Annotated in this window: 19 protein-coding genes; 1 reads left to right on the top strand and 18 read right to left on the bottom strand. The window is 64.8% G+C overall.

Annotation, left to right across the window (positions count from 1 at the left end; translation table 11 throughout):
* From hslV to ubiD, 7 genes are all read right to left on the bottom strand, one after another.
* Nucleotides 1–392: ATP-dependent protease subunit HslV (gene hslV / locus ACJWXQ_RS02165; RefSeq protein ID WP_406672045.1), on the bottom strand; the 392-nt coding region annotated here is incomplete at its 3' end.
* Between the two features lie 62 nt (nucleotides 393–454).
* The gene (gene xerC / locus ACJWXQ_RS02160; protein WP_346050606.1) at nucleotides 455–1,402 is read right to left on the bottom strand and encodes a tyrosine recombinase XerC; all 948 of its coding nucleotides are present in this window, start codon (nucleotides 1,400–1,402) and stop codon (nucleotides 455–457) included.
* Complete coding sequence (locus tag ACJWXQ_RS02155; RefSeq protein ID WP_346050607.1) at nucleotides 1,386–2,075, bottom strand: DUF484 family protein; 690 nt, start codon at nucleotides 2,073–2,075, stop codon at nucleotides 1,386–1,388. The genes xerC and ACJWXQ_RS02155 overlap by 17 nt, the downstream gene beginning before the upstream one ends.
* Before the next feature lie 32 nt (nucleotides 2,076–2,107).
* Entirely contained in the window at nucleotides 2,108–2,920 is an 813-nt protein-coding gene (dapF, locus tag ACJWXQ_RS02150; protein WP_374729192.1) for a diaminopimelate epimerase, read from the bottom strand.
* Between the two features lie 31 nt (nucleotides 2,921–2,951).
* Nucleotides 2,952–3,383 (bottom strand): CoA-binding protein, encoded by a 432-nt coding sequence (locus ACJWXQ_RS02145; protein ID WP_406672044.1) that lies wholly within the window; start codon nucleotides 3,381–3,383, stop codon nucleotides 2,952–2,954.
* Between the two features lie 67 nt (nucleotides 3,384–3,450).
* A complete protein-coding gene (locus tag ACJWXQ_RS02140) occupies nucleotides 3,451–5,742 on the bottom strand; it encodes a diguanylate cyclase (RefSeq protein WP_406672043.1) in 2,292 nt (763 codons plus the stop codon).
* Nucleotides 5,743–5,886: 144 nt separating this feature from the next.
* Nucleotides 5,887–7,353: a 4-hydroxy-3-polyprenylbenzoate decarboxylase gene (gene ubiD, locus ACJWXQ_RS02135; protein WP_346050611.1), complete on the bottom strand. Its 1,467-nt coding sequence runs from the start codon at nucleotides 7,351–7,353 to the stop codon at nucleotides 5,887–5,889.
* A gap of 182 nt (nucleotides 7,354–7,535) precedes the next feature.
* Between ubiD and ACJWXQ_RS02130 the strand changes: the two genes are divergently transcribed.
* A complete protein-coding gene (locus tag ACJWXQ_RS02130) occupies nucleotides 7,536–8,165 on the top strand; it encodes a ParA family protein (RefSeq protein ID WP_346050612.1) in 630 nt (209 codons plus the stop codon).
* On the opposite strand, the gene ACJWXQ_RS02125 is transcribed toward ACJWXQ_RS02130, so the two are convergent.
* From ACJWXQ_RS02125 to ACJWXQ_RS02075, 11 genes are all read right to left on the bottom strand, one after another.
* Nucleotides 8,128–12,333 (bottom strand): two-component regulator propeller domain-containing protein, encoded by a 4,206-nt coding sequence (locus ACJWXQ_RS02125; RefSeq protein ID WP_406672046.1) that lies wholly within the window; start codon nucleotides 12,331–12,333, stop codon nucleotides 8,128–8,130. The genes ACJWXQ_RS02130 and ACJWXQ_RS02125 overlap by 38 nt on opposite strands.
* Before the next feature lie 51 nt (nucleotides 12,334–12,384).
* On the bottom strand, nucleotides 12,385–13,257 hold the full coding sequence (locus ACJWXQ_RS02120; protein WP_346050613.1) for an NAD-dependent epimerase/dehydratase family protein: 873 nt from the start codon (nucleotides 13,255–13,257) through the stop codon (nucleotides 12,385–12,387).
* Between the two features lie 6 nt (nucleotides 13,258–13,263).
* On the bottom strand, nucleotides 13,264–14,496 hold the full coding sequence (locus ACJWXQ_RS02115; RefSeq protein ID WP_406672042.1) for a heme biosynthesis HemY N-terminal domain-containing protein: 1,233 nt from the start codon (nucleotides 14,494–14,496) through the stop codon (nucleotides 13,264–13,266).
* Nucleotides 14,496–15,590 (bottom strand): uroporphyrinogen-III C-methyltransferase, encoded by a 1,095-nt coding sequence (locus ACJWXQ_RS02110; protein WP_346050615.1) that lies wholly within the window; start codon nucleotides 15,588–15,590, stop codon nucleotides 14,496–14,498. Before ACJWXQ_RS02110 ends, ACJWXQ_RS02115 begins: the two co-directional genes overlap by 1 nt.
* Entirely contained in the window at nucleotides 15,587–16,375 is a 789-nt protein-coding gene (locus tag ACJWXQ_RS02105) for a uroporphyrinogen-III synthase (protein WP_346050616.1), read from the bottom strand. Before ACJWXQ_RS02105 ends, ACJWXQ_RS02110 begins: the two co-directional genes overlap by 4 nt.
* Entirely contained in the window at nucleotides 16,368–17,297 is a 930-nt protein-coding gene (hemC, locus tag ACJWXQ_RS02100) for a hydroxymethylbilane synthase (protein WP_346050617.1), read from the bottom strand. The genes ACJWXQ_RS02105 and hemC overlap by 8 nt, the downstream gene beginning before the upstream one ends.
* Nucleotides 17,298–17,384: 87 nt before the next feature.
* Nucleotides 17,385–18,125: a LytTR family DNA-binding domain-containing protein gene (locus ACJWXQ_RS02095; protein ID WP_346050618.1), complete on the bottom strand. Its 741-nt coding sequence runs from the start codon at nucleotides 18,123–18,125 to the stop codon at nucleotides 17,385–17,387.
* Between the two features lie 5 nt (nucleotides 18,126–18,130).
* Nucleotides 18,131–19,216: a sensor histidine kinase gene (locus ACJWXQ_RS02090; RefSeq protein WP_346050619.1), complete on the bottom strand. Its 1,086-nt coding sequence runs from the start codon at nucleotides 19,214–19,216 to the stop codon at nucleotides 18,131–18,133.
* The gene (locus ACJWXQ_RS02085; RefSeq protein ID WP_346050620.1) at nucleotides 19,185–20,099 is read right to left on the bottom strand and encodes an NAD(P)-dependent oxidoreductase; all 915 of its coding nucleotides are present in this window, start codon (nucleotides 20,097–20,099) and stop codon (nucleotides 19,185–19,187) included. The genes ACJWXQ_RS02090 and ACJWXQ_RS02085 overlap by 32 nt, the downstream gene beginning before the upstream one ends.
* Nucleotides 20,096–22,012, bottom strand: a complete 1,917-nt coding sequence (speA, locus tag ACJWXQ_RS02080; protein ID WP_346050621.1) for a biosynthetic arginine decarboxylase — start codon at nucleotides 22,010–22,012, stop codon at nucleotides 20,096–20,098. Before speA ends, ACJWXQ_RS02085 begins: the two co-directional genes overlap by 4 nt.
* Nucleotides 22,005–22,586: pyridoxal-phosphate dependent enzyme (locus tag ACJWXQ_RS02075; protein ID WP_406672041.1), on the bottom strand; the 582-nt coding region annotated here is incomplete at its 5' end. The genes ACJWXQ_RS02075 and speA, both read right to left, overlap by 8 nt.

Below are 22,586 nucleotides of genomic sequence, written 5' to 3'. Positions count from 1 at the left end.
CCGGAACCGATGGCCATGATGCCTTCTTCCGGCTCGATCACATCGCCATTGCCGGAAATAATCAGCGAGACCTCCCTGTCCGCCACACAAAGAAGGGCCTCGAGTCGCCGCAGGGCACGATCGGTCCGCCAGTCCTTGGCCAGTTCCACCGCCGCCCGGGTGAGATTGCCACTGTGTTTCTGGAGCTGACCTTCAAAGCGCTCGAACAGGGTAAAGGCGTCGGCGGTACCACCGGCAAAGCCGGCCAGGACCTTGTTGTCGTGCAGCTTGCGGACCTTGCGGGCATTGCCCTTCATGATGGTATTGCCCAGGGAAACCTGGCCATCGCCGGCCATGGCCACCTGCTCACCACGGCGCACACTGAGTACGGTGGTACCTCGATACTGCTCCATTGCTGGCTCCTGCTTGTCCGGGATGGGGATGATGCCGGGAAATGGCGGCTACTGAAACCCGGTCACTCCTGATCGTCGACGGCCTGTGGCGGCTTGCGGCGACGGGCGCGCGGATGCGCCTTGTCATATGTGCGGGCGAGATGCTGAAAATCAAGGTGGGTGTAGATCTGGGTGGTACTGATGTCGGCATGGCCGAGCAGTTCCTGCACCGCGCGCAGGTCGCCGCTGGACTCCAGCAAGTGGCTGGCAAAGGAATGGCGCAGCAGATGGGGGTAGGCAGGGACGGGCAGCCCCAGGACCCGGGCCCAGTGACGGATGCGGGCCTGAATATTGCGATGGCTGAGGCGGGTCCCGCGCTGGCTGACAAAGACCGCCTGCTCACCTTCCTCGGCCATGGCGCTTCGATCCCGCAGCCAGTCCCTAAGGGCATCGGCTGCCTTGCGCCCCATGGGGACGATGCGGGTCTTGCTGCCCTTGCCGGTGACCCGAACCATGCCCTCGGCAAAATCGATCTGATTCAGATCCAGGCCAGCCAATTCGGCCAGACGCAGGCCGGCGCCATAGAACAGCTCCATCACCGCCCGGTCACGACGCGCCAGCACCGTGTCGGCAGGCATGTCCAGCAAAACCCCAACCTGATCGGCATCCAGGGTGGCCGGAAGTCGCTTGCCGGCCTTGGGGGCCGTCACCTGCTCGGCCGGGTTGTGGCTGAGTCGGCGCTCGCGGATCAGATGCCGACAGAGATTGCGGACCGCCGACAGGCGCCGCTGGATACTGCGCGCGGACTGGCCCCGGCGACGCTGGAGAGCGGCCCACTGGCGAACATGTTGACTGTCGAGCGCCGTCCAGCCAGTGATGCCCTGGGCAGCCAGCCAGTCGAGAAATCCAGCCAGATCGCGGCGATAGGCGTTTAGGGTGCGGGGCGAAAGCCGACGCACATGGGCAATGTAGTGAAGGTAGGCATCAACGTCCCCGGCCAGCGGAGACCGGGATTCAGACGCCACGCTCACCCGGGGCCGGTTGCCGGGCCAGGGTGGCGGCCACCAGGTCGGCCATCCGCTCCAGGAAGAGGGTTCCCTGGGTCGCGCTGAAATGGTCCTTGTTGCGGCTGCCGATGGCGATCATGCCCTGGCTGGCATCGGCCCCCAGGGGTACCAGGGCAGCCGAGCCCACCCGACCCTCGGCCTTCTCGCCGAAGAGAAAGGCGAGCTGGGCCTCGCTCAGACGGCCCAGTTGGGGGCGGCCACCGCGAAGGAAATTGCGGAAGGCTGACAGCCCGGGATCCTCCGGATGCACCAGGCGGGCCGGTGAATCGCCGCCGTCATCGGAGCGATCGGCAAACAGGCAGATGATCACCTCGTCGGCGTCGAAACGGTTTCTCAGCACATCGTCCAGCCCGGCGACCAGTTCCTGGCGATCGCTGGCGGTGACCAGGGCCAGGGCCAGTTGGTGCATGCGGTCGATCAGACTGTCATTGCTGCGGGCCACATCCACCAGGTCCACCAGCCGGCGCTCCAGCTGGCGATTCTGCTGGCGCAGCACGGCCACCTGCTTTTCCACCAGGGAGACAGCCTCGCCGCTGTGGTGGGGCACGCGCAGCCGACTCACCAGCTCCGGATGGCGATCGAAGAAATCCGGTTGGCTGTTGAGGTAGTCGATGACCGACGCTTCATCCGCCGCCATCGAATTATCATTTCCAAGTTTGCGCTCTGTGCTCATAACCGAATACTTCCCTTGAATACGTACTCGGCCGGGCCCTGCATCCAGAGCGGCCTGCCGTCTCCCTCAAAGCTTATCACGAGATTTCCACCTTGCAGCCCCATATCCACCCGTTCATCAAACCAGCCGGCCCGCCGACCAGCGGCCATGGCGGCACAGGCGCCGCTGCCACAGGCCAGGGTCTCGCCCGCGCCACGCTCCCAGACCCGCAGGCGGGCCCGGTCACGACCGCGGACCTCCAAAAAGCCCACATTGACCCGCTCGGGAAAGGCCGGGTGGTTCTCAATGCGCGGGCCCAGCTCGCTCACCGGCGCCCGCTCAACATCCTCAACGCGAATCACCGCGTGGGGATTGCCCATGGAGACCAGGTGCAGCGTCACAAGCTGCTCGTCCAGCTCAAGGGTAACCGGGCCCGGGGCGGGCTGATCGAAGCGGGCCGGCAGGCTGCCCGGGCGAAAATCCGGGCGGCCCATATTCACCTTCACCCCGGCCTCGCCGGCCAGTTCGGCAATCATGACACCACCACGGGTGCCAAGGCGGATGGGGCCGTCAGCGGCATGGCCGGCGTCTACCGCCAGGCGCGCCACGCAACGGGCCCCATTGCCGCATTGGCTGACTTCGCTGCCGTCGGCGTTGAAGACCTGATAAAAGAAATCGCTGTCCCGGTCACGCGGCGCGGCCAGCACCAGGATCTGGTCACAACCCACGCCCAGGCGGCGATGGGCAATCCGGCGAACCTGTTCGGAGCTGAGTGAAACCGGCCTGGCCACCGCGTCGAAGACGACGAAGTCATTGCCCAGGCCCTGCATTTTGAAAAAATCGCGCGCCAAGTAAGCAGCCTCAGTTCGCATCGGCCTGCATCAGGGGCACGCCATCGCGATAGATGCAGCGATCCATGACCACAAACAGGCCGGCATCCACGGCGCGTCTTGCGGCATCCCGGTCGATCACGCCGTCCTGCAGCCAGAGCGCGGGCACACCGGCGGCGATGGCGTCATCCACCACCTCGGCCACATGCTCGGGTCGGCGGAAGACCACCGCCATATCCACCGGACCGTTCAGATCCCGAAGGCTGGGCACTGCGGGTACCCCCATCACCTCGTGGCTGCCGGGCCGCACAGCGGTCAGCTCGAAACCGAGGCGCTTGAGGGCAGCGCCCACGCCGTGGCTGGGACGCCCTTCCTTGGGCGAGAGGCCGACCACCGCAATGCGGCGGGTGCGATTCAACTGCTCTGCAATGGCTTGCTGGTCGGGATTCCTGAATCCACTCATCCGTGATCCTCCTGCGCTGGGCGATTGCGCCCCATTATGGGGCCGACCCCCTGCGCTTGCCACCGGCTCAGGCGCCGGCTGGCAAATCCGGCGCCGCAATTACCCGATTGCGCCCCCCTCGCTTGCCCGCATACAGGGCTTCATCGGCCCGGCGAATGCTGTTTTCCACCGCCTGAGCGGGGTCCAGCGGGGCCACGCCGAAACTGAGGGTGACCGCGATCCGGTCATCCTGATAAGGCACCTCGCTGGCGGCAATACGGGCACGGAGGGCCTCGGCAAGCTCCACGGCGCCGGCGGTATCGGTTTCCGGCAGCAGGATCAGGAATTCCTCGCCACCCCAGCGGGCGACACTGTCCTGAGCCCGCAGGCGTTCGCGGAATTGAGCGGCCACGGCTTGCAGGACCGCATCACCGGCTTCATGGCCCAGACTGTCGTTGATGCGCTTGAAATGATCGATATCGCACAGTATCAGGGCCGCCGGCCGCTGACTGCGCTGAATCCTTACCCACTCGTCGTCCAGACGCTCCTGCATGCAGCGCCGATTCGGCAAGGCGGTAAGGCTGTCGCTGCGCGCCAGCCGCTCCATCTCGCAACGCGCATGTTCAGCAGCTTCCTTTTCAACGGCCAACTGTTCCAGGTGCCGTGCCCGCCGGAAGGCGGAAACCGCATGCTCCCGGAAACGCCGATAGCTGTCCCGGTCGGCCACGTTAAAGGCATCTTCATACTTCTGACTCTGAAGAATGAGATAGCCGGCCACTTCCCCATCCATGGTGATGGCGATGGCCAGCATGGCGAGACTGGGGTCTTCCTTCTGAAGGGACTCATGACCGCGGATGCCTTCGGGCCGACGACGCAAATACACACCCTCGCAGAGGCTTTCCGCATCATTCAAGTAGCGGGCCCGAGCCTCGGCCTCGCTAAGCCGTACCTTGCGAATGCCCTGGTAGCGGAACCCCTTCCAGACCGCCGGGTAGAAAGTGCCTTCCGGCGATCTGACCATGAAGGCCCCTCGATCAGCCGCCTCGAAAAAGTCGGTGGCCTCTTCCAGGATGCGGGAGAGCAGACTGGCGAACTCTTCCTCATTGTTTAGGGCCGCCACCAGACGGTCCATGGCATTGAGTTCATCGTTTCGGGCGGCGATGAGCCGGTTACTGCGACTCTTGATGAGAAAGCGGTTCCACAGCAGGATGAGGATCAGCGCAAGGCCGAGGGCACCGATGAGCAAGGCATTGCGTACCACACGCTGAGTCTGGCGTTCCTGCTCCAGCAGGCGAATCTCCTGTTCCCTTTCATCGGCCTGAAACAGGGCACGCATTTCCGCAATCTGGCGTTGCCGGTGCTCACCCTGCAGTTCCTGCACCAGCTCCAGCTGGCGGGTGCGGGCCTCCAGGGCCGCCGGGTAATCACCGCGAGCGGCATGCAGCTCGGCCATTCGATTGAAATGCCCAACACGGAGATTATCGGAATCGATCTCCTCAATGATTTCCCAACTGGCCGCCAGGTATTCTTCCGCCCTTGGGAAATCCTCCTGCAGGATGTAGGTGTAGCCAAGGTTATGCAGGGAGCGGGCCTCGCCTCGTCGATTGCCCACCTCCTTGTAAAGTGCCAGCGCCCGCTGATGCCAGCGCTCGGTCTCCGCCAGCTCACCCTCAAGCCAAGCCACCACGGCGAGATTGTTGTAGGACGCCGCCATGCCCTCGCTATCGCCAATGGCTTCGCGAATGGCCAGGCTTTCTCGATTGAGCGCTTCGGCGCGCGCCAGATCCTGATGGTGGCGGGCGATCACCGCCAGGTTGTTCAGGGCCGAGGCATAACCTTCCTGATAATCACCGCCCTCGAAGCGCTCCCGCATGCGTTGGAAATAATTTTCGGCAGCATCCAGGTCCTGGGTATGAAAATGTACTTCCCCGATCCGGGCCTCCAGTTCACCGGCAGCCTGTGGTTTTTCCAGGTTATCGGCGAGACGGAGGGCGTCATAGAGAACTTCCAGGGCACGATCGTATTCCTCCAGATCGGTCAGGGTATTGCCGAGACCGGTCAGGGCCTCGAGCGCTCCCACCTGATCCTCGCTGCGGCGAAAGGCATCCAGGGCCCGTTGAAAAGCCTGACGTGCCAGTGACGGCCGCTCGAGCTCCTGGTTGATCTGGGCACGCTCGATTTCGGCCTCGGCAAGTTGCTGGAAGTCGCCGACCTGCTCGGCAGCGGCCACCCTGTCTTCGACGGCGGCCAACCGGGCCTGAATATCATCTGCCTGCGCCGCCCGGGCGGCGACTGGCATCGCCGTCAAAAGCAGCAAAAGCCCCAGCAGCAAGCAGCCGGTCCAGGCACGCAGTTTGTCATCCGGGGCAGGGATCCCCATGTCGACACCTCAGGCGCAGGCGAAGGAGCAGCGGGCAAATCCGCAAAGGCCTTCTCACAACATAGAATCCGCATCCCTCGAATTGTCAGATTTCGAGGACTAACGGATCAACCACGAGTACAGGCGGCGGCAATGCCGTCATCGTCAATCGATGCCCAACTCATCCCAGATGGCATCAACACGCTGCTTGGTCTCGACATCCATGTGGATTGGCCGACCCCATTCCCGTTGCGTCTCTCCAGGCCATTTGCTGGTGGCATCCATCCCCATCTTGGAGCCGAGTCCGGATACCGGGGAGGCGAAATCCAGATAGTCGATGGGCGTGTTCTCCACCATGACGGTATCCCGAGCCGGATCCATGCGTGTGGTCATGGCCCAGATCACGTCCTGCCAGTCCCTTGGGTTGACGTCCTCGTCGACGACGATGACGAACTTGGTGTACATGAACTGGCGCAGAAACGACCAGGTTCCCATCATCACCCGCTTGGCGTGGCCCGGATACTGTTTCTTCATGCTGATCACCGCCATGCGATAGGAGCAACCCTCCGGCGGCAGGTAGAAGTCGATGATCTCGGGAAAGGTCTTCTGTAGGATGGGCACGAAAACCTCGTTGAGGGCGACCCCCAGCACGGCCGGTTCATCCGGCGGCCGGCCGGTGTAAGTGCTGTGATAGATGGGTTCTTTACGCCGGGTGATGCGAGCAATGGTAAAGACCGGAAAGCGCTCGACTTCGTTGTAGTAGCCGGTGTGATCACCGAAGGGGCCTTCGGCGGCCATGTCATCGGGATGGATATGGCCTTCCAGCACGATCTCCGCCGAAGCAGGGACCTGGAGATCCGAACCCAGGCATTTGACCAGTTCGGTGCGGGCACCACGGAGCAGGCCGGCGAAGGCGTATTCAGACAGACGATCAGGCACCGGGGTCACGGCGGCCAGGATGGTCGCCGGATCAGCCCCCAGGGTGACGGCAATGGGAAAGGGCTCTCCCGGGTGGGCCTGCTGCCAGGACTGAAAATCCAGGGCACCCCCGCGATGGCCCAGCCAGCGCATGATGACCCGGTTGCGGCCGATCAGCTGTTGACGATAGATGCCCATGTTCTGGCGGCCGCCATCCGGTCCCCGGGTGGTAACCAGGCCCCAGGTGATCAGCGGCCCGGCATCGCCGGGCCAGCAGGTCTGCACCGGGAGCTTGCCCACATCCACATCCTCGCCTTCCAGGACCTCATCCTGGCAGGGCGCCTTCTTCACGACCTTGGGCGCCATACTCATGACCTTGCGGAATATCGGCAGCTTCTCCCATGCGTCCCGCATCCCCTTGGGCGGATCCGGCTCCTTGAGAAAGGCCAGCAGGCGCCCGATCTCACGCAGGGACTCGATCGACTCGGCCCCCATGCCCAGGGCCACGCGTTCGGTGGTGCCGAAGAGATTGGCCAGTACCGGCGTGTCATGACCGGTGGGATTCTCGAACAGCAGTGCCGGGCCCCCGGCGCGCAGGGTGCGATCACCGATTTCCGTCATTTCCAGTTTCGGATCCACCGGATGGCTGATCCGCTTGAGCAGGCCGCGCTGTTCCAGTTGATCGATGAAATCGCGCAGGTCTTTGTATTCCATGCCATTGCACCCTGGGTCGCTTGAATGAGCGCATGATAGCAGCCCGTGCGTTTGCGAGCCGCTGGTTCAATCGGTTCCAGCGTCGCAAGCGGAGGGTGTTCGGGGGATGCTTCCGACGTTTGCCGCGAGTTCTTCTATACTTCAGGCGACACACACCGAGGAAACGGACCGAAGGAGCCGGCATGCGCCAGATCATGGTTCTGAATCCCAAGGGTGGTTCAGGTAAGACAACACTCGCCACCAATCTTGCCGCCTATTACGCCAGCGAGGGACACGATGTGGTTCTTGCGGATTTCGATCCCCAGGAGTCGAGCCTTGCCTGGCTGGAACGTCGAGACGAGAAATGGCCGGATATCCGCGGCATGGTCGCCCATGAAGAAGGCCTTCAGGGGGTGGGACAGCCGGATTATCTGATCATTGATGCGCCGGCCGGGGTGCGCGGCCCGGCATTGACGGAATTGCTGCGGCGGACCGAAACCGTGCTGATCCCGGTGCTGCCCTCCCCGGTGGACATGGAGGCAGCCACCCGTTTCGTCAAGGAATTACGAGAAAACGCCCGCTATGATCGGGTCAAGACCGCCCTGGTGGGTAATCGGGTCAAGGACCATACCCGCATTACGGCCAGCCTCTATCGTTTTCTCGAGCGCCAACGGGTCCCCTATGTCGGCGCCCTGCGGGATACCCAGAACTACGTCAGGGCCTTTGACCGCGGCATCGGTGTCTGGGAGATGGCGCCCTATATGAGCTACCAGGATTGGGAGCAGTGGGACCCCATTATCGAGTGGCTGGATTCGGCTCGGAGTCGTCCCTGAGCGCTCCAAGCAGGGCCTGGCGCAATGCCTCAAGCATGGGCCCAGGATTGCCGTCCTTGACGACCACCCGATCCATGCCGGCTCGACGACATTCGGCGTGTTCCTCACTGGAAATGGCGGCCGTCAATCCAATCACCGGCAGCTCGGTGTAACCCTGTTCACGCAGGGCGCGGGTGGCGGCGAGGCCGTCCATATCGGGCAGGTGGCGATCCATGAGTACCACCGCGGGCTGCCACGCCTGAACGGCAGCGAGTACGGATCGACCGTCGCCCACCAGATGTAATTGATAGCCGGCCGTCTCCAGAACATCGCTGATCACGCGTGCATTGACCGGATTGTCTTCGGCCACCAGAACGCGGGCGCCCTGAGCGGATGATTCGACAGCCGCTGAGGACGGCTCTTCTTTCCCTCCAACCGCCTCAAGACCCGAGAGTCGATCCAGCAATTCCGCCAGACGCGCCTCCCGGATCGGCCAGTCCAGCCGCCATTCCGGTTTTTCTCGGGGATAAAGCCCCTGCTCATCGCAGACCAGGACGATCTCGTCAGCCGGCATGTTGCGGTCCAGCGCCGTTTCCAGGCGGACCTCCAGGCCGGACTCGGACAGGCGAAGCGCAATCATTTTGCCGGCCGGTCCTGGTGACGCCAAAATGGTGAACCGCCGCGTACTGCGGGTCAGCGCCCGTTTGCCGCCGGCACTTTCGGCCCGAAAGATCACCTCGAAACGGCTGCCCGCGCCCGGCTCGGTATCGAGACGGATCTCACCGCCCATCAAGCGGGCCAGCTCCCGGCAAATGACCAGGCCGAGCCCCGTACCGTCGACCTGGGCCACCTCATGGGCACGGGCAAAGGGCTGGAACAGGCGTTCCACTGCCTCATCGGTCATACCGGGACCGGTATCGGCAACGCTCATGCGCAATCGCTCGGCATCAAAGCGATCCAGTTCGACGGTAATCGCCCCTTCGGTGGTGAACTTGGTGGCGTTACTGAGCAGATTGCCGAGGATCTGGCGCAGGCGGACCTCATCGGTGACCACACGGGCCGGCAGCTCACGATCGATGTGCGTGACCACGGCCAGGCCCTTGGCGCTCGCCTGGCCGGCGTGGAGGGCGGCGGTATCCTCGACCGCCGCGACCAGGTCGAAGGGGGCCGGATGGATTTCCATGCGCCCGGCCTCCAGCCGCGCATTGTCGAGAATGTCACTGAGAATGGCCATCAGGCTGCGCCCGGAGCTGGCGATGGCACGGGCATAATCGCGGCTGCGCTCGTCCAGTGATTCGCGCAGCAGCAGGTCGGCAAGGCCAAGGATGCCACTCACCGGTGTCCGGATCTCGTGGCTGAGCTTGGCCAGAAACGCTGTCTTGGCCCGGTTGGCGGCATCCGCTTCGGCAACCAGCAATGCCGTATCCAGGGCCTGGGCGGCCTGATCGGTGAATGCCGATACGGCCGCCCGGTCCCGTGCCTTGAGTGGCCGGCCGGCCAGGGGGCGTAAATGCAACTGACCGAGATGACGGCGTCGCGTTTCCAGGGGCAGAGCCATGACCCCCGCATCCTGGCTGCTGAGTGGGGACTTGCCTTCCCGGGATCGGGTCACCCGGGTCGGTGGCAGATTGCCGTATCGTTCCAGGCGGACGGCTGCCGCTTCCACGGGCAGCACGGCCAGAAGCTGGGAGAGGAAACGATCCAGCAGTCGGCTGCGATCGGCCGGCTCGGCGAGACGACGGGAAAGCTCGTGCAACTGCTCGATCCATTGGCGCTGCTCCCGCTCTCGTTGCAGGGCCCGTTCCCGCAAACCGCGGCGACGCCAGAGGATGAACAGGCCGGTCAGGGCAAAAACAGTGAAAATGGCATAGGCGAGCATGGCCTCGGGACGGCGCCAGGGCGCAGCCGGCAGCTCGATCAGCAGGGGCGCATCCAATTCCCGCCAGGCACCGCTGGCATCGCGCACCGCCAGCTCAAATCGATAGTCACCAGGGTCCAGATTGGTATAGGTCGCCGTGGGCCGGGTGGCATCGGTGTATTGCCAGTCATCATCCTGACCCAGCAAGCGGTAGCGGTACTGATGGGACCGCGGATCGCGGTAGTCAAGCAAGGCAAAGTCCAGCGACAGGGCGGTCTGCTCATGAGCGAGCCGCAGGGAGCCTTCAGTCCAGACCGCCTGATCATTGTCACCACCCCGCCATCGGTCTTCGCCCATTACCCTCAGCGCGGTCAGGCGCAGGGGGGCGTCCACCTCCTGCACCGTCACCACCGCCGGGTCCACGACCAGAATGCCGTCGGCTGCCCCGAACAGGGGTCTGCCGGCCGGGTCCAGGCCATGGGCACCGGCATGAAAAGTCAGCTCGGGCAGACCCTGGGCAGCACCCAGACGGGCGAGCCGTCCGTCCGGGTCGATTCGAGCCAGCCCGGTGCTGGTCATCACCCAGACCCGGTCCTCGGCGTCCACTTCCAGGCCGACCACCACATCGCTGGGCAGGCCCTCGGCCTGACCGAAGACTCTGATCTCGCCATCGGGGCTGAGACGGGCCACCCCGCCGTCATAGGTGGCAACCCAGACACGGCCCTGTTGATCGTGGCGGATAGCCTCGATGACGCCGCCCGGCAGTCCCCGGGGTCCAACGGGGATATGCCGAAAACGGCGCTGATCCGGGAGCCAGACATAAAGGCCATCCCCCTCGGTCCCGACCCAGATCCGCCCCCGACTATCCTCGTGCAACACGGTTACCCGATCACTGCCCAATCCATGCTCCTCGGACTGGTCGGCACGAAAGGCGCTGACGACCTCACTGCCCGGATCCCAGCGGTGCAGTCCATCGCCATTGGTGCTGATCCACAGCCTGCCCTGACTGTCCTCGAGCAAGTCCCAGAGGGCGGCGGAACGGCTGAGTCGGATATCGGCCAACAGGGCAGAACGGTCCTCGACGCCGCCGTCAGCGATCAGATGGAGCTCCTGCTCGTCGGTGCCCACCCAGACACCCTGGCCGCCGGTCGCCAGACTCCAGATATTCTCGCCTTGGCCGCGGTCCGCGTCATAGAGCCAGGCCCGCTGCAGCCGGCCCTCGGCATCCAGCGCCAACACCCCGTCCCGCTCGGTGCCCACCCAGCTCCGCTGCTCGTCGCGAGCCAGGGCCCAGATGGAAACGGTGTTGCCGCCGTGTTGCAGTCGATGGACATCAAGCCCGGGCGGTATCGGCAGGGCGCGAATCAAGCCCGCGGCTTCACTGCCCAGCCATAACAGGCCCTGGCGGTCGATCAGGGCCGTGCGCAGGACCTGGACAGGCAGACCCGCCTCCCCGGGCGACGCAGCCCCCAGGTGGCTGGGCTCACCATCCGGCGGAATGGAGAACAAACCATGCCGCGAACTGAGCCAGATCGTGCCGTCCTCATGCCGGGCAATGGCCGACAGCGAGGGGCTGACCTCGCCCTCCAGGGGCAGGGGAACCCGAGTCAGGCTGTTCGCCTCGCGGGAACCGCGCCAGAGGCCGGCGCCACCGGCAACCAGAACCTCCCGGTCGGGTCCCAGGGCAATGCTGGTGATGCCACGATAATCGCTGTCGCTGTCGGCCTTGGGCAGCTCCACCGTGCGGGCTTGATGAGCGCCCCAGGGCAGAAAATCCAGACCGGGACCGCTGCCGATCCACAGGCCCTCGGTATCCGCGGCCAGGGCATGGGCACCGGGGCGGTCATTATCCTCACCCCAGGAACGGAGCCGAGGCGTGGCGGTCATTCGGAGTGGGTCAATTCGGCTCAGGCCGGCCGCCGGGTGGGCGGCCCAGATGCCACCGTCCGGGGCCACCGCCAGGGCACTGACATGGGGGTCGGCCAGGCCCTGCTCCGGGCCGACACGCTCGACCCGCCCCGTGCCGCCATCGATGCGCGCCACCCCACCGCTGAGCGTGGCGACCCAGATATTGCCGGCCCGGTCTTCCACCAGATCCCGCACATGACTGCCCGGCAGACTGTCGGGGTCATGGCGGTCGTGGCGATAAAGGCGCATACGGTGGCCATCCCAGCGCGCAAGCCCGCCCTGGGTACCAATCCAGATGAAACCATGTCGGTCCTGGAGCAAGGCTTCGATGCTGTCATGGGGAAGGCCGTCATCACTATCGATGACAAAGAAGTTGGGCTCGGGGGGCAGGTCCGCCAACACGGACAGCGGCGCAACCAGCATCAGCAACACTATGATGACTCTGCTAGCCCCCAAGATACCCCCTCAAACGCTTCAGGCTGGTGCCGATGATTGAACGATGGCGGGCACGGCTACGGCCGGGTCAGGCCAGCGAAGCCGCAGCCCTAGCTCACGCTGCAGACGGCTGGCATCAAGCGCTCGCTGGGCCTGCAGAAATCCCGCCGCCGAGTCCCCCTCGGTGGATGCGCGCGGTGGACGCGGCAACCCCATCAGATCGGCGCAAAGATCGAGATAGTCACCAAAGGCGATGGGGTTATTGTCACTGACATTGTAGACCGAGTCAGCCGGGGCCCGGAGGGCAGCCAGGAACAAGGCCTCGGCGAGGTCGTCCCGGTGAATTCGGTTGGAGGGACGGCTGGCCAGGATGGGATCCAGCGACTTGCCGGCCCGCAAGCGGGCCTCGGGCAATCGCCCCGGGCCGTAGATCGCTGCAATACGCAGTCGGACCACGGTCATGCCCTGTTCCCGACCCAGTGCCAGCGCGGTGTTTTCCGCGTCGAGCCGACGAAGGCCACGATCATTGCTGGGTTGGGCGGGGGTGGATTCGTCTACCCGGCCCTCGGCACGGCCATAGACACTGGTGGTGGAGGCATAGACAAGGCGCTCGGGTCGTCCGCCCTGCAACAGCCAGCGCATGCCCTGCAGCAGACGAGGATCCGTTCTGCCCTGCCGGGGCGGCGGGGCCAACCAGACCACGCGGGTATCCGGGAGGATGGCCGGTGGCGGGGATTGCAGTCGATCCAGATCGATGCCCTGCCACGCCATGCCCTCGGGGGCGTCGCTTGGCGGGGTTCGTGACAGGCCCAGGACGGCGCCGCCAGCGGTCAGCCATCGGCGGGCTAGGGCATCACCGCTATAGCCATAGCCAACGATCAGCAGCGGTGGTTGGGTTTGCTCCGCCTGCATGGCCGCCTAGCGGGGCGAGGGAACAATGGGTGCCTGGGTGCCCGGCTCGCCGACCTGCCGTCGCACAGCCAGCTCCAGGCCCTGCCGATAGGCCGTAGCGGCGCGATCCTGCTCTCCCAGATGTTCCAACAGGCGCCCCAATTCCTCGAAGCCGTCGGGACTGGGCTCAAGCGTCAGGCTCTGGTCCAGATACTGGCGCGCCTTGCCCCAAAGCTCATTGCGAACACACAGACGGGCCAGGCTAAGCAGCAGGCTGGGGTCTTGCGGGTGATAGCGGAGCCAGTCCTCGGCCCGTTTCAATCGCCGGGCCGGGTCGCCACCTTCAAGCGCGCCATAGAGCAGTACCAGCTCAATATCCCACTCCGCCTTGAGGTAATCCTCAATCGCCCGTTCGGCGGTCTGCTGGGCATCCGTGGCCAGCAGGGCACGAATGTAATCACGATACAGTCCCTGTTCCCGACGCAGCCGCCGCGGGACCTTTTGCCAGAGCTCGGCGACCACATCGTGACGGCCTTCACTCCCCCGTTGCTGTAGCAGACGACGAAAGCAATCGCGCTCGATGGTCTCCATTTCCTCGCGGCGAAACACGTCCTGGCGCCGCAATTGGGGCAGGATCTGGTGCAAGGAGGCCCAATCCTCCACCGCCTGGTAGGCACGGGCCAGAAGACGGAGACCGAAACGGTGGCCGGGGGACAATTCCTGCAGCCGCCTCAGGGTGGCCAGGGCGTGCTCGTGCTGGCCGTGGGCCAGTTGCAGTTCCGCCTGGGTCAACAGCACCGCCACGGTCGCCGACGGGGTCTGTTCGTAGGCATTCTTGAGATAGACATCGCGACGCTGATGGGCCCCTTGCAGTTGCGCCGCCCGGGCCGCCACCAGGTAATTGATGAGCGGGGTTTCACTGTCCTCGGCGGTTCGGCCAAGGGTTTTTTCCGCGGTCTGCCAGCGGCCTTCGGCCAGATCAATCAGGCCACGAGTCAATGCCCGCCGGGCGCGACGACGACGCCAGCTGCGCAGGCCGGCCCGCAGGCGCCGAGGCATCCGAAACAGACCGCGCAGCAAGCGCAGCAGGTAATAGAGGACGGTCAGACCAAGGAGCAGGAACACCGCCAACATGGCCAGGCTCATCTCCACCGACCAGCCTGCCCAGCTCATCAGGACATAACCGGTGTCCTGACGCAGCAGCAGGCCAATACCGATGGCCAGCAACAGGATCAGCAGAAACCAGAGCAGGCGGCGCATCAGTCCCGGGCCTCCATGAGGCCCTGCAGGCGCTCAAGACTCCTGGCGATGTCGGGCCGCTCGCTGACGATGCGTTGCTCGGCCAGCCGCGCCAGCTCTTCGTCCATGGCCGCGACGGCATCGTCATCCAGGTCATACCAGCTTTCCAGCCAGTCCCGGGCCTCGCTCAAGGTCGCCCGCCAGGTCTCGGGCTGGCCCCGCAGCAGGGCGAGACGGGCACTCTCCAGTTTCAGCTCCAGATTGCGGCGCAGAAAGTATTCCTGCTCCGGGGCCAGCAGGGGCCGGATGGGCATGTCCTCGTGGCGGATGGTCACCATCTCCCGCAGGACGCCGCTGCCGCGCTCGCGCAGGCGGTCCCAGAGCCCGTCGGCGTCGTCGCCCGGCGGCCGCTCGGCCGGGTCACGCTGCAGTTGATCGCGACGAAAGCTGAGCCGATCGACACGCTCGATCAGACTCGCCAGGGTCATCGCCATGCCGGTCACATCCGGGTCGGCAGTGGCGCGGAGGCGTTCTCGGTCGCTGGCCAGGGCCTCCCTGACCGGGGTCAGGGCCGGATCGGCAAGGGCCGCCAGACGCTCGTCGGCCGCTTCCAGGGCCGCCATGGCGGTGTCATGGCGACCGGCCAGTTGCAGTTCGGTGGTCGCCAGACGCAGGAGATACTCCACCTCCGCAACCCGCCAGGCAGACCGACCGGCATCGACGAAATCGCGCAGCGCTTCGGTGCGCTGATCCAGACGGCTGATCTCCGCCTCCAGTTCGGCCTGGGTCGAGGCAACCGCCGCGGTGGCTTTACGGGCATCGTCCACAGTATCCGGCAGGCCCGCCAGCTCAGCGGTGCGGCTTTCAAGCTGCTCCAGCCGGTCCGCCTGCTCCCGCTGGCTCTCGGTCAACTGGTCCAGGCGGTCGAGACGCTCACCAAGCTGCTCCCAGGCCCACCAGGCCGCCGCCAGCAGACTCAGACTCAGCAACAGGGCCAGGACGGACAGGCCGTTACCAGCGCTCTGGCGGGCCCGCCCCCTGGAACGGCCTGCACTGGCGGCAGAACGCTGATCGGTTCGCTTCCCGGATTCCGGCTTGTCGTCTTTCTCGCTCATGAAACAGTCCTGTTGCCCTGCCACCAATCGGCGGCGGTTCGCACCATGGCACGGTCACTGGCGTCGGGCGCGGCAAGCAGCGGACCCGTAAATCCCGCCTCGGCCGCCATTTTTAACACACGCTCACTGGGGGCCACCACCGCCAGGCGCTGAAGCGATGGCAGCAGAGACGCATCGAGACGGGCCAGCAGCGCTTCAAGACTGCTGGCGCTGGTCAATAGCAGGCAATGAAGGCGCGAGGCCTTGAGCCATTGCCCCAACCGAGCCGGATCGGACTCTGCCGGGGCACGCCGGTAAAGGGTCAGGGCCAACACCTCCGCGCCCCGGGCCGGGAGTTGCTGATCCAGAACACGCCGACCTCCCTCTCCGCGACAGATCAGAACGCGGCGTCCGTCCAGGTCCTTGAAATCCGGACTGGCCAACAGCGCCGCGGCGCCATCGCCTTCCGTGGGTGTTGCCGAGACCTGCCAGGCCTGCTCACGCAGGGCCTCGGCCGTGGCCTGGCCCACGGCGGCGGCACGCAGGCGGGGCAATGCCGGCCTGCACCCGGCCAGCCAATGGCCGAGGGCTTCCACCGCCCCGGGGCTGACCGGCAGCAACCAATCGTCTTCCTGCAACTGCGCCAGGGCGGCCGTTTCCTCTGCCGCCGGTTCGCGCCACTCCAGCTTCAAGAGGGGAAAGGCCAGGGCGTCGCCGCCGGCGTCTGCCACTGCCCGGATGGCGCCCGCCAACTGTGCCGCCGGGCGGGTGACCAGAATGCCGGCACCGTGCAGCGGGCTATCCATGATCCTCGGCCAGGCGCTTGAGGATTTCCCGTCCGCCCGCCGCCAATATTTCCCGGCCCACCGCGTCGCCCAGTGCAGTCGCCTCACTGGCGTCTCCCTGGCGCTCGGCGCGGACCACCTGGCTGCCGTCCGGCCAGCCCACCATGCCGCGGATCCGCAATGCCTGCCCGTCCAGCTCCGCATAGCCGGCAATCGGCACCGAGCAACTGCCTTCCAGCGTGGCGTTCATGGCACGCTCGGCACTTGTCCGGGTCCAGGTCTCGGCATCGTTAACCGCCTGCAGCAACTCGATGATCTCATGATCGTCTTCCCGGCATTCAATACCGATGGTGCCCTGACCCACGGAAGGCAGGGACTCTTCCGGGCTCAAACGGCGACGAATTCGCTCATTGAGATCCATGCGATCAAGCCCGGAGGCGGCCAGGATGATAGCGTCATATTCACCGGCATCCAGTTTGGCCAGGCGGGTCTGGACATTGCCGCGCAGGAAACGGACCGTCAGTTGGGGATATTGCTGCTTCATCAGGCATTGGCGGCGCAGGCTGGAGGTGCCCAGCACGCTGCCCGCCGGCATGTCTGCCGGACTGGCGTATTGATGGGAGATAAAGGCATCCCGAGGATCGTGGCGCGCCAGCACCGCCGGCACCCGCAGGCCGTCCGGCAGGTGGGCCGGGAGGTCTTTCATCGAATGCACGGCAATGTCCGCCTCTCCCGCCAGTATGGCCCGCTCCAGTTCCTTGATGAACAGGCCCTTGCCGCCAATCTCCGACAGCGGTGCCGACTGAAACTCATCGCCCCGCGTTGACAGGGGGACGAGCTCCACTGCCAGGCCGGGCCGTGCCCGGGACAATTGATCGGCGGCAAACTGGGCCTGCCACAGAGCGAGTTTGCTGCGGCGGGTAGCGATGCGAAGGCGATTCATCGGCGACGTCCGTTGGGGTTTGGCGATATTCTAACTGAATGAGACGGGGACCACGGCGAGGGGGGGGCGCTCCACATCCAGGGCGTACTACAGCCCCAATCTCTCCCGGACAGCGGGGAGCATTCTGCGTGAGACCTCCAGGCAATCATCGCAATCGCGCAGATACAAGCGAAACCGCCCCCGGCCGACTTTCTCCAGCCTCGAAACCTGGTCAATGGCCACCAGGGCGTTGCGGTGGATGCGCTGGAAGCGGCTGCCGAATTCCTCTTCCAGTTGCTTGAGGGGCTCTTCCACCAAGACCTCGCCATTACGATGCCGGACGACCACGTATTTGTGCTCGGCACGAAAGAAGAACACATCTTCGATGGGAATGAGGTGAAGCTGATCCCCCATGCGGGCACGAATATGGGCCCGGCCCCCGTCATCGTCCTTGTTGTCGGATTGCAGCTCCAGTTCGGCGAGCTGGGCCCGGGTAGGCCGGCTGGCCCGCTCCAGGGCCTGACGCAAACGGTCGGCGCGGATGGGTTTGAGAAGGTAATCCACCCCCTGCACCTCGAATGCTTCCATGGCAAAGCGGTCGTAGGCCGTGGTGAATATCACCGCGGGCGGGCGGTCAAGCTCCGCCAGCTTGCGGGCGGCACTCAGCCCGTCCATGCCGGGCATGCGAATATCCAGCAGGACGACATCGGCGCCGGTGCGGGCAAAGGCTTCCAGCGCGTCACGACCATTACCCGCTTCACCCACCACCTCCCAGTCCGCCATGCCCTCGATGAGGTGGCGGAGGCGACTGCGGGCCAGGGCCTCGTCATCCACGATCAGCACTTTCATGCAGATTACCCCTCGCTCTCTCTTGGTAGCCGCAGGCGGGTAAGAAACTCCTCCGCCCCACGCTCCGTTTGCAGACTGGCCTTTGGCCCCATGCGCAGCTTGAGTCGTTGCGTCACATTGTCCAATGCCATCTGGTGACCCTTTCTGGCCGTGGGACGATCATCGCTGTCCGGCAGGGGATTGCGGATGGTTATCTCCACATGGTCTTCATGCCCGCGTGCCACGACTTCCACATCGCCACCTTCCGGTCGGGTCTCTATCCCATGATAGACCGCATTCTCCACCAGTGGCTGGATAATCAGCCGGGGAACCCGCACGCGCTCCACGGCCGATTCCGGCACATCCCAGTGCAACTTGAGGCGCTCATCCAAACGCAGAGCCTCCAGATGAAGATAGCGCTCCGCCAACTCCATTTCCTCCTTGAGCGTAACACCGTCACCGGCATCGCTCAGGCTGGCGCGGAAAAGATCGGACAAATCCTCCACGGCTCGCTCGGCGATCTCCGGCCGCACGGCAATCAAGGCAGCCACGGTATTGAGGCTGTTGAAGAGAAAATGGGGGCGGATCCGGGCCTGCAGGGCCTCCACCCGGGCTTCTGCCTCGCGCTGGATGTTGTGTTTCCACTGGTACTGGATGTAGAAATAGCGCAGGGCCACGGCACTGACGATGGCGCTGATGGCGGTATTGCGCAGCAGGAAGAACCAGGGACTGTCAGGCGTCCACTCCCCGCCAAGACCTGACCACTCGGCCAGAAACCAGGCCAACAGGGAGAGCAGGAAGGTGGTTGTGACCAGGGCCAGATAAGCGAGAGCGGCCGACACATGGCGCGGGAGCCGGCCCAGGGGAGCCCGCAGGGCACAGATCACGGCGGCACTCACCAGCGCGATCCACTGCAGAAACAGGGAAATCACCCCCAGATCGACCCAGAAGGCCTGCCCGAACTGGCTGCGCGCCAGGGCCAGCAGGAAGGCAAGCAACTGCGCTGCGAGGACCAGCAGCAACAGAATCGGGGGGGCACAAAAATCGGGCAGAAAACCCGTGTTGCCGTTCGGGTCCTGCTTATTGCTGCTGCTCGGCGTCGTCTCCGCCACGCTGCTCCCCTTCTTCCAGTTGTTCCAGCTTGAGTCGGAACAGGGACGATACATCCTCGTCGCCATGACCCGCCTCGATGAGCCTTCGGTAATGCAGGCGCGTCATCTCGATGATCGGCAGTCGCACCCCCATGGCCTCGGTCAGGCTCTGGCAAATGGCCAGGTCCTTGTCATGCAGACTCAGCCTGAACCCCAGAGGATAGACGCCATCGCGCATATTGGGTGCCCGTTTCTGCAGAAACCAGCTATCGGCGGCCCCTCCGGAGAGGGCCTGGATCACCTGGTCCAGGTCCAGGCCCTGACTCTTTGCCAATGCCATGGCATCGGCAACCGCCTGATTGACGCCGGCAACGGCAACCTGATTGACCGCCTTGGTGGCCTGACCGCTGCCCGCCGGCCCCATGTGGACCAGACGGCCCGCCATCGCCTCCAGGATTGGACGAGCGCGGGCCAGGTCTTCACAACGCCCGCCAATCATCATTGACAGACTGCCCTGCTCGGCACCCTCGGTGCCACCACTGACCGGGGCATCCAGGAAGCCTGCGCCCACTTCGCTGAGCATTTGAGCAATGCGCCTGGCGGTCTCGGGTCGCACCGTGGAGCAGTCCACCACCACATGATCCCGGCCAAGGACCGGCAGCATGGCGTCCACCACGGCCAGAACATCCTCGTCGGCGGAAACGCACAGGACCAGGATATTGGCCTGGCGGGCCAGGTGAGCGGGATCATCGGCCCGGGGAAGGCCATGGGCCTGGCTGAACGCCTCGGCGGGCCCGGGACTGCGGTTCCACACCGCCGCCAGCAGCCCCTTGGCCTGAATATTGGCGGCCATGGGACGGCCCATGCTGCCAAGACCGGCGAAGGCGGCGAGGTTCTGACTCATGACATGCCTCCATTGGCAGGATCGCTATCCTGTTCGACCGGGGTGGCGAGATAGGTATAGGCACGCAGTCCCCGCTCGAGGATGGCCTGGAGCTCATCCGCCCGCTCGGGGGCGGCCCGCTCAATCTTGGCACGGAAACGCTCGGCCAGCTCTTCGGGGCGAAAATGCACATAGCGAAGCAGTTCGTCCGCGCGATCCCCCTTTTCGGGATCAGAGAGGGAAAAGCCGTCCGGGGCCTCGGGGTCGGTGTCCACATCCACCGAATCGGTGTCACCGAACAGATTGTGCATATCGCCCAGAATCTCCTGATAAGCCCCCACCATGAAGAATCCCACCAGGTCACGGCCGTCACCGCTCAGTGGCGGGAAGGGCAGGGTCGCCTCCAGGCCTTCACCCTCCACATAGAGATCAATCCGGCCATCGGAGTCACAGGTCAGGTCCCTTAGCACCACCCGGGTGTCCAGGTCCTGATCCAGCTTGGCCAAGGGCATGATGGGAAAGACCTGCTGAATGGCCCAGACGTCCGGCAGGGATTGGAACAGGGAGAAGTTACAGAACAGGCGGTGAGCCAGTTTCTCGTTGAGCTCGTCGATAATGGCGCGGTGATGGCGCACGCTGGGCCGCAATCGAGCACGGACGCGGCGGCAGACAGCCTGGTAGAGGGCCTCGGCCTGAGCCCGTTGGGCCAGATCGATCACCCCATGGGTGTGCATGGCCTGACTTTCCGACAGCCAGTGCAGGGCATCGTGATAGACCTCCACCGGCGGGCGGTGATCGCCCTCCCGATAAAGCTCCCAGAGATCATGCAGAATCAGGGGCGCCTTCGGCTCCGGTTCAGCGGGCGCTGTTGCGGGTGGGGATTCCACGTCCACCACATTGGTCACCAGCACGGCATGATGCGCGGTCAGGGCCCGGCCGGATTCACTAATGATGTCCGGGTGAGGCAGGGCCTGTTCTTCACAGACCTCCCAGAGACTGCGGACAATGGCCTGGGCATATTGCTGGATGCTGTAGTTGATCGAGCAATAGCTGCGTGAGGCCGTGCCTTCGTAATCCACCCCCAGGCCACCACCCACATCCATCACCTTGATTCCAATGCCGCGGGCGTGGAGTTCGGCATAGAAGCGGGCCGCCTCGCGCAGGCCCCGTTGAATATCCCGGATGTTGGCAAGCTGGGAACCGAGATGGAAATGCAAGAGCTCCACGCTGTCGGCCATGCCGGCTGCCTCCAGCTCCTCGATGGCGGCCAGGATCTGGCCGGCGGAGAGTCCGAACTTGGACTTCTCGCCACCGGTGTTCTGCCAGTTGCCGCTGCCCACACTGGCCAGTCGAATGCGCATGCCGATGCGGGGGCGGACCCCCAGCTTGCGGGCTTCGTCCACCAGAAGGCGTACTTCGGAAAGCTTCTCGATCACGATGTAGACGCGATGACCAAGCGTCTCGCCGATCAGGGCCAGCCGCAGGTAGTCACGGTCCTTGTAGCCATTGCAGACAATCACCGCCTCATCGGGGGCCAGGCCCAGCACCGCCATCAATTCAGGCTTCGAGCCGGCCTCCAGACCGACACGGGCACCGCCATGGGCGACGATTTCCTCCACCACCGCCCGCTGCTGATTGACCTTGATGGGATAGACAGCGGTGTAGCGACCACGATAGCCATCGTGTTCGCAGGCAGAGACAAAGGCCTGGCAGAGGGCATCCACCCGATCGCGCAGAATACCCCGGAAGCGCAACAGCACCGGTAACTGCAGACCGGCCTGTGGCAGTCGCCGAACCACATCCACCAACGCCACCCCGGGACCGTCCCGATCCGGATGCACACGCAGCCTGCCCTGCCCGTCGACCCGGCAATAGCCCTCACTCCAGCGACTGACGGCATAGGTCTCCTCGGCTCGCTGCGGGCAGTCAGTCATGGGCGAATATCCTTCTGTCACTGTCAGCCGTGTGTTCCGGATGCGTACTGTTGGGCCACAGATGAAGATACTTGAGGGGGCTGCCGGTGTTGAACAGCACCACCCGCTCGTCAGCGCCGATCCAGCCTTCCTCCACCAGCCGGACCTGGGCGGCCAGGCAGGCCGCCCCTTCCGGGCAGGGGAAGAGGCCGAGCCGGGATGCCATCAGGCGAGCATATTCCAGCATTTCTGCATCGCTGACGGTCAGGGCGCGGCCACGGCTGCGACGCATGGCATCGAGTACCAGGCGATCGCCGAAACTGCGCGGCACCCGCAGACCGTCGGCGCAGGTCGCGCCCGCCGGCCAGGGGTCGGCCTGGTCGGCGCCCACGTCGAAGGCCCTGACCAGGGGCGCACAGCCGGCGGACTGGACCATGACCAGGCGGGGCCGTTCAGGGCCGATCAGGCCCAGGGATTCCAGTTCATTGAATGCCTTCCACAAGGCGACGATGCCGGTGCCGCCACCGGTGGGATAGATGATCACCTCGGGCAATCGCCAGCCCATCTGCTCGGCAATCTCGAAGCCCATGGTCTT

The organism is Natronospira sp. (assembly GCF_007134575.1).
Classification (GTDB): domain Bacteria; phylum Pseudomonadota; class Gammaproteobacteria; order Natronospirales; family Natronospiraceae; genus Natronospira; species Natronospira elongata.
This window is presented reverse-complemented; position numbering and strand designations above follow the sequence as displayed.